The organism is Erwinia sp. V90_4 (assembly GCF_029967685.1).
GTDB lineage: Bacteria > Pseudomonadota > Gammaproteobacteria > Enterobacterales > Enterobacteriaceae > Erwinia > Erwinia aphidicola.
Window position 1 is genome coordinate 1 of the sequence record NZ_JASCAQ010000004.1, and the last position, 11486, is coordinate 11486.

6 protein-coding genes and 2 pseudogenes are annotated in these 11486 nt (G+C 50.8%); 7 read left to right on the plus strand and 1 reads right to left on the minus strand.

Annotation, left to right across the window (positions count from 1 at the left end; all coding sequences use genetic code 11):
• Positions 1-255: 255 nt before the first annotated feature.
• The 3 genes and pseudogenes from QLG07_RS02090 to QLG07_RS02100 all read left to right on the plus strand — a co-directional run.
• Positions 256-7206 (plus strand): autotransporter outer membrane beta-barrel domain-containing protein, encoded by a 6951-nt coding sequence (locus tag QLG07_RS02090; protein WP_282468352.1) that lies wholly within the window; start codon positions 256-258, stop codon positions 7204-7206.
• Positions 7207-7367: 161 nt separating this feature from the next.
• Positions 7368-7879 (plus strand): annotated as a pseudogene (locus QLG07_RS02095) (transposase); the annotation flags it as partial.
• Positions 7879-8280, plus strand: a pseudogene (locus tag QLG07_RS02100) (antirestriction protein); the annotation flags it as partial. The pseudogenes QLG07_RS02095 and QLG07_RS02100, both read left to right, overlap by 1 nt.
• Before the next feature lie 4 nt (positions 8281-8284).
• On the opposite strand, the gene QLG07_RS02105 reads toward QLG07_RS02100, so the two are convergent.
• On the minus strand, positions 8285-8794 hold the full coding sequence (locus tag QLG07_RS02105) for a transglycosylase SLT domain-containing protein (protein WP_282468356.1): 510 nt from the start codon (positions 8792-8794) through the stop codon (positions 8285-8287).
• Between the two features lie 444 nt (positions 8795-9238).
• On the opposite strand from QLG07_RS02105, the gene traM reads away from it, so the two are divergent.
• The 4 genes from traM (at position 9239) to traA (ending at position 11207) form a co-directional block, all read left to right on the plus strand.
• A complete protein-coding gene (gene traM, locus QLG07_RS02110; protein ID WP_282468354.1) occupies positions 9239-9634 on the plus strand; it encodes a conjugal transfer relaxosome DNA-binding protein TraM in 396 nt (131 codons plus the stop codon).
• A gap of 168 nt (positions 9635-9802) precedes the next feature.
• Positions 9803-10492: a PAS fold family protein gene (locus QLG07_RS02115; protein WP_048918235.1), complete on the plus strand. Its 690-nt coding sequence runs from the start codon at positions 9803-9805 to the stop codon at positions 10490-10492.
• A gap of 85 nt (positions 10493-10577) precedes the next feature.
• Positions 10578-10802: a TraY domain-containing protein gene (locus QLG07_RS02120; protein WP_099754569.1), complete on the plus strand. Its 225-nt coding sequence runs from the start codon at positions 10578-10580 to the stop codon at positions 10800-10802.
• Positions 10803-10856: 54 nt separating this feature from the next.
• Positions 10857-11207: a type IV conjugative transfer system pilin TraA gene (gene traA, locus QLG07_RS02125; RefSeq protein WP_282468355.1), complete on the plus strand. Its 351-nt coding sequence runs from the start codon at positions 10857-10859 to the stop codon at positions 11205-11207.
• Positions 11208-11486: the final 279 nt, after the last annotated feature.

Below are 11486 nucleotides of genomic sequence, written 5' to 3' on the forward strand. Positions count from 1 at the left end.
GGATGTGTGATCTGATCCTTCAACTCAGCAAAAGTTCGATTTAATCAACAAAGCCATAACACAACTATCGCTAATATCGATCGCTGTATCTTTCCTATGCTAGTATTCCCCCATGGAAAAAGAGCCATTTGTTAAAAACAATCGACTTAAAGTTTGGTTAAGTAAGTTGGTTGTATCGCAAATGCTTACATTCTCCCTGCAATACGGCGTTACACAGGAGCGGAAGACTTCAATTTTTACGAGAAGAGAATAAGTATGAATAAGGTTTTTAAAGTCATCTGGAATATTCAGATGAATGTATTTGTGGTGGCATCAGAACTGGCCAAAGGGTACTGCCGAATATATCGTAGCCTGGCTAATCCAGATTCACCTAAGCGTCTTAAAACCTTTACGCTCTCAGCGATTGTCCTGGGAATCTATATGGCATGCGCGTCCGAAGTTATCGCTGCAGATATACAGGTTCATGACTTTACTCCACAGGATCCTTTCGAGGAGATTATTTCAGGTTCATCACGCCTTGTTGGTAGCTTCGCCGGAATCACGAAAGGGGCATCAGGAAGTCAGTGGATGACTCTGGGACAAGCAAGAGACCAGGGGCTGATTAACGACGATTCCGCGCAATGGGTTGATAAAGATATTTTCCGCATGGGATCGCAGACCAAATCTATTAATTACATAGATCCGGTGACGGGCACTACGGTCACCATGAAGGTTTTTGATAATAGCGATATGCAAACCGAGGCCGCAAAAGACTTCAGGGTCGTGGTGTCAACGGCTGTCGGCAAAGATGGTCAGTATGTCGATCGAAATTTTTATCAGATTGGTGCCGGTGATTCGCTTAATGTGGACGTCGGCCAAAAAACTGGCAATTGGGTGGGCGCGGCAGAAAATCAGTTCAACGTTATTCTGAAAAGCTCAATATACAATAAAAACCAGTCCTCAGCCTATCACGTAACCGATGGCGGTAGCATTAACTATCAGGCCAAAACCGTGGTTCAGTTGGGTAACAATGATAACAATATCAAGGACGCGAGCAATGCGCTTGCCTGGATGACTGCGGCTGATTTTGTCGGGTCGTTTAACAGTGTTATCGGTAATCAAAACGTCACCAACGTCGCGGAGTTTAAGGCCTACAATGATGCGCTGATCAAGGCCCTTCAGGACGGCACAATTCAACTCTCTGAAGAGCAGTACGCTGCTGAACTGAATAAAGCACGCGACGCCTCCTTACACGGTATTTTTGCCAATACGGATGCTATTGCCTCTGACGATGCGGTACGGGCCTTTGTTAACCGTGATGCCGTTTCCTATATTCACGGCGAAGGCAATAATAGCAACGTGACTATTGCTAACGATGCCAATGTCCAGTTGGTAGGTTCAGATGCCACCGTGGTTAACCTCGAGAACGGCGCGACGCTGATCAATAACGGTACCCTCGGTACCGCCGGAAATACCTACCGTGGGGCATACGTCATTGCCGCAAGAAATACCTCCTTTGTTGAGAACAATGGCGTGATTGATGCCGGCACTAACCCGGAGATGGCCGCCTTTTTCCAGAGCGGGGCTGCGGGAGTTGCTGCAGGCGTGCATACCGCAATCCTCGCTAACGGCCAATCGGTAGTGAACAATAATACTACGGGCGTGATTAATGTGGCGGCCAGGGGGGATTACAACGGTAATACCGGCGTGTTAATGAGTGGCAGTGCGACGTTAAATAACGACGGAGCGATCAATATTGCCGCAAGTAACGAAGCCAGCGGCATTCTGGGCGACGGTGCCAACATCGGTGTGGAGACCCAGCAGAATACCATCTTCAACAACCGTGGAACGCTCTACATTGGCCGCCTGGCGCAACGAGCTCCGACAGATACGACTTCTGATATTGCAATCAAACAGCAGTCCATTGGCGTTCATCTGTACGGCAATGGTATTTATAACGGTTCTGATATCTCGCAGATTGCTATCGGCAGCAAAGTGCAGAACGCCACGGCAATTGACGTCGGCGGCGCCGCGACGCTCAATCAACAGGGTACTATAGATATAAACGGTGCCGTGACCGGCGAGTCCGTCTCCTCGAATATTGGTATCCTCGCACGTGAGGGAACCCAGGCGGCGAAGGTGGTGAATGCCGGCGTTATTAATCTGAACGGCCTGAACAGCATCGGGGTTAAGGCGCTGGCGAATGCGCAGGTGACCAGTTCTGGCACGATTAATATTAACGGTGGGCTCGACCCCATCACCCATTATGCCAACTACGGTATTTACGCTCAGGGTGAAAAAGCTCTGGCTATATTATCCGGTACGGTAAACCTGAGCGGTGACGGAGCAATCGGCGTACACGCCCGCGATAAAGGCGAAATCGACGTCACCGAGAACGGGACCGTTAACTTCACCGACGGTATTAACCAGACGGGCTATTACGTCTACGGGGCGGGTTCGACTATTAAAAATGCTGCGACCAGCATTCAGGATGCCTCTACTGAGGGCGCGACGCTATATCGCGTTGATGGCGGTGCCAGTTTTGTCGGGTCCGCAGACAGTTCCGCCAGGCTGGATGCGTCTGGTGAAGGGGCTTCCATTATTCGTACCACCGGTGCCGGCAGCCATTTTGATTCCGGTAAGCTGGCGCTCAGCGTCACGGGAACCGGCGCGACGGGAATTCGAATTGAGGGCGGCGCAACGGGGGAAATTTCTGCGGATGCGGTAATTGTCAAAGTGGCTGGAAAAGACACCACTGCCGGGATTGTTGATGGCAATTATTACAACCTTGATGGTGCAGTCGATGCGACCAAAAAAGGCGATTCCGTACTGACCAGCTACGCAGTGCTGGAGACGGCGAACACGGCAGATGGCGCATTTGGCTATATCGCCAGAAATGGGGGGCGGCTTATCCACGAAGGCTCGATTGATTTCACGGCGGATAACAGCACCGGGGTACTGGTTGATGGCGGAATTCTGGAGAATCGCTCCGGTATCACCGTGAACGGCGTAGCGGTGAATATCCAGGGCGCGGATTCGGTGGTGACGAACAGCGGTATAGTCACCGCAACCAGCGGCACGGCGGCGTATCTGGTCGGGAATAATGCCACGCTGGCGCTGAACGGAAACGGCGAAACCCGTGCTGCCGGTACGGCGAACGGTATCCTGCTCGATGCCGGCGCGAAAGGACTGACCGTGGACGGCGCGACGATTAACATGGACAGCGCCGGCAGCGGCAACGCGATTGAAAACAAGGCCGCCATCAGCGGTATCCAGCTCAAAGACACCACCATTAACGTTGGCAACGGCGTCGGCGTTCATACCGGTGCCTCCATGGCGCAGACCAACTCCGGCACCATCAACGTTAACGGTAGCGGTACCGGGATACTATTTGAAAACGTGACCGACGGCTCTGAGACCGACCAGACGCTGGATATGTCGGACTCACGGGCTCTGACCATCAACGTCAATGCGGCCGAGGGCAACGGTATTGTCACCCGGGCTTCCACCGACCTGAAAACCGGTGCCAGCGTTAATGTGCTGAACAGTGCCGGGAAATCGGCCCTCATGGTGGAAGGGACAACCAAAAACGTAGAACAGTCCGGTAAGCTGACCTCCGTTGCGGATGCTGCTGCGGTGGTTGATTTGAATAACGGCGTACTGGAAACCTTTACTAATAAAGGCGATATCCTTGCAGCGGATGCAAACCACAAGGCGCTGGAAATGACGGGAGGCAAAGGCATTGTCCTGACCAACGCCAGCGGTGCCAGTATCCGTGGCCAGGTGAACCTGCTGAGCGGCGATAACACCGTGATTCTTGAATCCGGAAGTACTGCGACCGACGTTACCGGCGGTGCGGGCAACGACCGCTTTATCCTTCAAAATATCAGGCCAGAGGATAACGATACGCTGTTCACGTCGCTGAATGGCGGCAGCGGTGAGGATACCTTACGGCTTGAAAACTCGACGTATACCTTAAACCGGGCGGATGCTGTCAGCGGGATGGAACATATCGACCTGGCGTCCGGCTCCATATTTACCCTCGATACGGTTGTCCTCGGTCTGGGCGACGACGGCCTTGATGGCGACGGAACCGGCTACAGCATTGATGGTACCAGCCGGCTCAACGTACTTAGCGCCGCCGATGTGGCCTTTAACAGCCATCTGGCCGGTACCGGTACGATGGCGGTTGATACCGCAGGCAACCAGTTTGGCTTTACCGCCAACAACGCGGACGATGGCTTTACGGGTACGGTGGCGCTGGCCAGCAGCCAGTTTGAACTGGGCGGTCTGAATACCCGTGCGCTGAGTAAAGCCACGCTGCGCGCCGGTGAAGGGAGCATCACCCACGTCGCCGCCGGAGAGCAGCGCATCGGCGGCCTGGCGTTTGACGGGGGGACCGTGCAGTTTGACGGCGTAACCCCGGGTAACCCGGCGGCACAGGGCACCATTCACGCCGCAACGATGGATCTTACCGGGCGCGGCACGGTGCAGGTTGATAGCGGAAGCGTGAGCAACGATCGTCCTCAGGTCGATACGCACCTTTCGCTGCTTGAGCAGGATGACGCTCAGGCGCTGATTAAGCTGGCAACCTCAGACGCTGCCGTGGTCGGTGGGGCCGGGAATCTGGTGCTTACCGACAAGGATGGCAACGCCATCAGCGACGCCATTACCGCCGATATCAGCCAGCAGGGAACCGTGGTGGCGAAAGGCACTTACGACTACCGTCTGACCGGCGGCGATGACGATGACGGACTGTACGTAAGCTACGGCCTGACTCAGGTTGATCTGTTGGGTAAAGGGGACGATGCTCTTATCCTTGACGCCAATGGCAAAAGCGGCAACGCGGCGGATCTGAGTGCGAAGGTTACCGGCAGCGGAGATCTGGCGTTTGACAGCCAGAAAGGGCAGACCGTCACCCTGTCGAATATGGACAATGATTACAGCGGCATCACCAACGTACGCAGCGGTAACCTGGCCATGCTGAACGACAACGTGTTGGGCAAAACCAGCGAGCTGAAGCTGGCGGCCGCGACCGGATTTGATATGCGCGGCCATGCGCAGACCGTGGGTAAACTGACCGCAGAAAAAGGCTCCCTGACCAGTTTAAACGGCGGGCATCTGACGCTGACTGACGGCGGCGAATCGGCCGGCGAGCTGGCCGGAACCGGGAGGCTTACCGTCGCCGGCGGCACCCTCAACGTCTCCGGTGCCAATGCGGCCCTGAAGGCCACCACCACCATTGCCCGTGGAGCTACGGCCTCGCTAAACAATGCGCTGGGACTGGGGACGGGGAACATCGTTGCGGCGGGTCTGCTTAACCTGAATAACGCGGCGGGCGTACTGTATAACAGCCTCAGCGACGCCGGGAAGGTGGCGCTGATTGCCAGCGACGTTGCGCTGGCCGGCGATAATAGCGGCTTCTCCGGAACGTTTGCTGTCGACAACGCATCCACGCTCAGTGTTTCGGCTGCCCGCCAGCTTGGAACTGCGGCTGTGGCGAATAACGGAAAACTGGTGCTGAACGCTGACGACAGCTGGACGCTGAAAAACAGCGTCACCGGCAGCGGCAGCGTAGTGAAAAACGGCAGCGGTAGCGTAACGCTGGACGAGGCGGCACAGTGGACAGGTGCCACCGACATCAACGCCGGGGGGGTGATCCTCGGCAGCGCCGATAAGGCCATGACGCTGGCAAGCCACCAGGTCAACGTGCAGAAAGACGGACGTTTATCCGGCTTTGGCGGCGTAGCGGGAAATATCGATAACAAGGGCACGCTGCTGGTTGGCGATAGCGATCGCCCGACCTCCTCCCCGGTTACCTTTACCATCGGCGGCAACCTGGCTAACAGCGGCAATATCTGGACCGGCAGCGGCAGCGCCGCCGGTAATCAGCTGGTCGTCAACGGGAACTACCATGGCGAGGATGGTCATCTGCATCTTAATACCGCGCTGAATAATGATAACTCAGCGACAGATAAGCTGGTAGTTAAGGGCAACACCTCCGGCACCACCGGCGTCAGCGTCACCAACGCCGGTGGTTTGGGAGCACAGACGCTGAACGGTATCGAGGTTATCCATGTTGACGGCCAGTCTGACGGTAACTTTACCCAGGACGGCAGGATTGTGGCCGGGGCGTATGATTACTCGCTGGTGCGCGGGCAGGGCAATAACGGCAGCAACTGGTACCTGACCAGCCATAAAGGCAACCCGGATCCGGGTCCGGATCCGAAACTCGATCCGGATGTTCGCCCGGAGCCGGGCAGCTATACCGCAAATCTGGCCGCGGCCAATACGTTGTTTGTCACCCGGCTGCACGATCGCCTTGGCGAAACACAGTATACCGATGCGCTGACCGGTGAGCAGAAGGTGACCAGTATGTGGATGCGTCAGGTCGGGGGGCATAATGCATGGCGCGATGGCTCCGGTCAGCTGAAAACCCAGAGCAATCGCTATGTGATGCAAATGGGGGGCGATATTGCCCGCTGGAGCGGTGACGGGCTTGACCGCTGGCATCTCGGACTGATGGCTGGCTATGGTCATAACAGCAGCAATACGCGTTCATCGTCGACGGGATACAGCTCCGATGGCTCCGTCAACGGCTACAGCGCTGGCCTGTATGCGACCTGGTATGCTAATGACGAGACCCATCAGGGGGCTTATCTCGACAGCTGGGCCCAGTACAACTGGTTTAACAACAGTGTCAAAGGCCAGGATATCCAGAGCGAGTCGTATAAGTCTAAGGGCATGACTGGCTCGCTGGAGCTGGGTTACACCCATAAGCTGGGTGAGTTTACCGGCAGCAAAGGGACACTAAATGAGTGGTATATCCAGCCGCAGGCGCAGGCCGTATGGATGGGTGTGAAGGCCGACAGTCACCGTGAGGCTAACGGTACACTTATCAGCGGTGAAGGTGACGGGAACGTCCAAACCCGGCTGGGTGTACGCACCTTCCTGAAGGGGCATAGCTCGATTGATGATGGAAAAGGCCGCGAGTTTGAACCGTTTGTCGAGGTGAACTGGCTCCATAACACCCGTGATTTTGGCACCCAAATGGATGGCGTCAGCATTCGCCAGGCCGGTGCGCGTAATCTGGGTGAAATTAAAACCGGGGTTGAAGGAAAGATTAATTCAAGACTGAATCTCTGGGGCAACGTTGGCGTTCAGATGGGGGACAAAGGTTATAGCGATGCGGCTGCAATGGTGGGTATGAAATACAGCTTTAAATAAAAATAACTAGGGGACGAAAGCCCCCACTTTCTGAATAACACATTAAATTAATTAATATTTAACATTCTTAAAGGGATATAAAAATTTTCGTGACCAGTTGAATCGCCACGGGTTTAACAGACACCTCGGAGTCATTTAAGATGACTTAAAGAGAGGTGCCCATGAGCGGTAAACGTTATCCCGAAGAGTTTAAAATTGAAGCAGTCAAACAGGTTATTGATCGCGGTCATTCTGTTTCCAGCGTTGCAACACGTCTCGATATCACCACCCACAGCCTTTACGCCTGGATAAAGAAGTACGATCCGGACTCATCCACTAATAAAGAACAGTCAGATGCTCAGGCCGAGATCCGCCGACTCCAGAAGGAGTTGAAGCGGGTTACTGACGAACGGGACATATTAAAAAAAGCCGCGGCGTACTTCGCAAAGCTGTCCGACTGAGGTACGCCTTTATTCGTGACAACTCCCGTTGCTGGCCTGTTCGTCTGCTCTGCAGGGTGCTGGATGTTCATCCCAGTGGCTTTTACGCCTGGTTTAAGCAACCGTATTCTCAGCGCCATCAGGTAGATCTGAGACTGACGGGACAGATCAAACAGTTCTGGCTGGAGTCCGGTTGCGTTTATGGTTATCGCAAGATCCATCTGGACTTGCGGGATAGCGGGCAACAGTGCGGCCTTCTGCTGATAATATGATTGCCAGCTGGTTACGTCAGCATTCAGATTATGATGGTGGTTTCTGGAGTTACTGGATAATTCCGCAGGGCACCGGAGGAAACGTGGCTCAGAACTGTGTCAGATTCACCACGACGCAAACCGGATATATCGCACCGGAAGGTGAACAGCGCTATAACATGATTATTCCCGGTAATTACTTTGAAGCAGAGGTCAGTGCCGATGCTGCCGGAATTATTGCTACACTGATGATCATGAACTGGTTGTCCTGGCAGGTTGCCGATATGGGACCTGAATATTCGAAAGTTTGTAAGCACCTCGTCGCTCGTCAGGATGCACTGAAAGACTACATCAGTATCATAAAACAACCTGAAGCTCATTTAATTTATCGGGCAATTGATTGACGGGTTAAAGACAGGATGGAGAAAAGACCTCGACATGAGGTCTTTTTTTTTGTTTTGAGAGAGTTTGCCCTGAGCCTTTATTCTTCTTTATCGCCCGGTATGTTGCCTCAATTTTTCTGGCATAGAAATATCTTCTCTGCGCCTGTTCTTCTGTTTTCCGGAAGCCTGCATTATATGCCCCCACGGCCTGCCAGCTGACTCCCCACTTTTTGAATGCAATTGCAAGATAGTAAGCCCCGGTGTAGATATTCATACACGGATCGGAAATAAGGTGCTCAGGTTTTATTCCATAACGAGCCAGTTCGTTAAAGTGCTGGGAGTCCACCTGCATAAGTCCGGAACCAAAACCCGAAACAGGATTGTGGCCTTTAACGTCTGTGCGGAAGTTCGATTCATTCCAGGAGATTGCCCGAAGCAGATCTGGATCTATGTGATAATCCCTGCCTGCCAGATCAAAACAATCAGCTGCGTTCAAGACACAAGAAAAAGTCAGCGTTAGAAAAGCGAGAGTCATCCGTTTCATTTTCATTTATCCCTCCGGGCACCATGCCGGAAATACGTTAACCCATCCCATGTCCAGACTCAACTAATATGCACTCCTCACCACCAAAATCACCACACCCCACGCAAAATGAACATTTTGCTGATTTGCGATATAAAACATAAACTTAGGGAGAAAGTAATGTGAAATAAATTATTTTAATGTGTTTAAGTGATTCATGAATGAATCTCAATCGATTCGTTGTTGAATTTAATGCGATTCATTGATGAATATTAACTTAAAAAACATTCAGTTGCCTGAGTAGTGAATCTATATTAGATTCGTCGTTCAATGGTTGCCGATTCGGGACAGGATTCGGCATTTTACTGTGATGACTCTGCTGATGAATCGCTTAAAATCAGCTGGTGTCAGAATGATTAATTTTCGGTAATTACAAATAATTAAATAAGAGGGGTTATGGCTAAGATCCAGGTTTACGTGAATGATAATGTCGCAGAAAAAATTAATTCTATTGCTGTTCAAAGGCGCGCAGAGGGTGCTAAGGAGAAAGACATTAGTTATTCCAGTATCGCTTCTATGTTACTTGAACTCGGGTTGCGAGTGTATGAAGCACAAATGGAGCGGAAGGAATCAGGATTTAATCAAGTGCTTTTTAATAAAATTCTTCTGGAGGGTGTACTCAAAACCCAATTGACTACAAGTAAGCTTCTGGGCATGACATCGCTTAGCCCACACCTGCAAGGTAACGAAAGATTTGAATTCAAGGAAATGGTGACGTCTATAAGGGATGATGTTAATGAGATGGTTTCTCAATTCTTCCCTAAAGAGGATGATGATCCTCAAAATAAATAACTGTAAAAGCGAGATAAAGAGTTAAATGATCTGCTGGTTTTAGATGACAACTGGAGTTGGCATTGATATATTTTATATGGCCTTAAATAAAATTCGTCGATTCGCCGGTACACCGGGGTAGTGACCCGATGTACCGACTATACACAGAAACCTTTCGAGGAGGCTTCAATGCACCCGCGCGATCCTAAAGATCTATCCCTCTTAAGTCAATCTCTAGATGATGTTGTAAAGCATTTTAACGAGCTTTATAAAGACTCTCCCTTGCCTTTCTGTATTCGTGGCCAATTCAGGAATACAGTCTATAGAAATAACGCATGTTCAGATTTTTTCCACCCGTTATTTAAATCATTCTCTGGTGTTAGTTTTGACCCAGATGAAGTAGAGCTAGATTTGTCTACAATAGAGCTAGAGGCATTTGTCATGGGGGGTGGAACTGCTATTTGTCGTACGTTTAGTTATAATGGTGAGTGTTATCAATTGCGTGTTGAGGTTCGCTCCATTAAAGATGAATTATATGCACTCTGGTTTATAAACTATTTTCCTGACTATCAGGCATTATTCAATACGTCAAATAGAAACAAAAATTGTAGTTTTGATTTTGATTTGTTTCTCTCAGGTTTGACCGCAAAAAAAATGATTGCTTTTTGTTTTTCAATCCTAGGTTTTCAGCTTCATACAACCTCACAATATTTAGGTGTATCGGAGAAGGCTATATCAAGCAGGCTTTCAAGTGTCAAAAATGAGATTGCCAGACATTTCACTGACTATGACGATTTCAGGCTTCACTGCTTGAAAGTGGACGCCTACGAAAAGGCTAAAGTAGTTGTTCTAAAAATAATGAATGTTAAAAATATGTAAAAAAATTAGTGGATTTTATCGCGTATTGAATAAATTGTATTCTACGTGTCACTATTCGCACGCAGGGGAAATTGAGAGGGTAAACATGATTCGACGTCACAGGCTTCGTGGTCCAACTGTCACCATGTCAATTTATTTGGATCCTCAAACGGATCTTCTCATATTGAAGGCAAAAGACAGAAGTGGTCGTTCTAAATCAGCTGAGGCACTCCTTCGTCTGCGTGACCACTTAGAAAAGTATCCTGATTTTTACAACTCTGAAATGGCGGAGGTAATTCCAAACAATATTGATCCCGAAACCCAAAAGTAGTAACTCAGATTTTCAAACATAAGTATCTCTCTGGTTAATTAAAGGAATAATGAAATGACAGAAATCTCCACATTCAATGCCGTACCGGCATCCGCTGTTAAAAAGAAAATCAGTAAAGTCGGTCTTCTTAAATCACTGAAGTTAGCTCTGCCCGTTGCAGCGGTCGCAACGTTCTTCCCGGAAGCGGTTATGGCATCCAGTGCCGGTAAAGACCTGATGGCAAGCGGGAATGATACCGTCAAAAGCACGTTCGGATCCGGATCCAGCGTCGTGAAATGGGTCATCCTGGCGGAAGTGCTGGTCGGGGCGGTGATGTATATGACCACGAAGAACCTCAAGTTCCTCGCCGGTTTCGCCATTCTCTCGGTGTTTGTCGCCATCGGTATGTCCGTCGCCGGGTATTAATTCTGATACGGCGTGAGTAAAAGCGCCCCGCATTAAGTGTCCTGCTTAAGTTTGAATGCCGTTAAACGCGTTCAGGGGATCGCTTTGCCTTAATTCTGGTGGGCAGATATTTCCCGGCTGCCCACCCGTTATCAGGAGGCTTAATTTAATGGCAGACGGTTCTCTCAGTAAATACCGGTTCCCCGAAACCCTGACTAACCAGGGCCGCTGGTTTGGTCTGCCCGGGCTTTGTTGAATAAATCAGATTCGGGGCGAGTGTCCCTGTGGCAGGACAGATTT

What these genes read in the sequence shown, in the direction of transcription:
- QLG07_RS02090 (WP_282468352.1), top strand. Translation starts at nt 256, where the DNA reads ATGAATAAGGTTTTTAAAGTCATCTGGAATATTCAGATGAATGTATTT.
- QLG07_RS02105 (WP_282468356.1), bottom strand. Translation starts at nt 8,794, where the DNA reads ATGACTCTCGCTTTTCTAACGCTGACTTTTTCTTGTGTCTTGAACGCA.
- traM (WP_282468354.1), top strand. Translation starts at nt 9,239, where the DNA reads ATGGCTAAGATCCAGGTTTACGTGAATGATAATGTCGCAGAAAAAATT.
- QLG07_RS02115 (WP_048918235.1), top strand. Translation starts at nt 9,803, where the DNA reads ATGCACCCGCGCGATCCTAAAGATCTATCCCTCTTAAGTCAATCTCTA.
- QLG07_RS02120 (WP_099754569.1), top strand. Translation starts at nt 10,578, where the DNA reads ATGATTCGACGTCACAGGCTTCGTGGTCCAACTGTCACCATGTCAATT.
- traA (WP_282468355.1), top strand. Translation starts at nt 10,857, where the DNA reads ATGACAGAAATCTCCACATTCAATGCCGTACCGGCATCCGCTGTTAAA.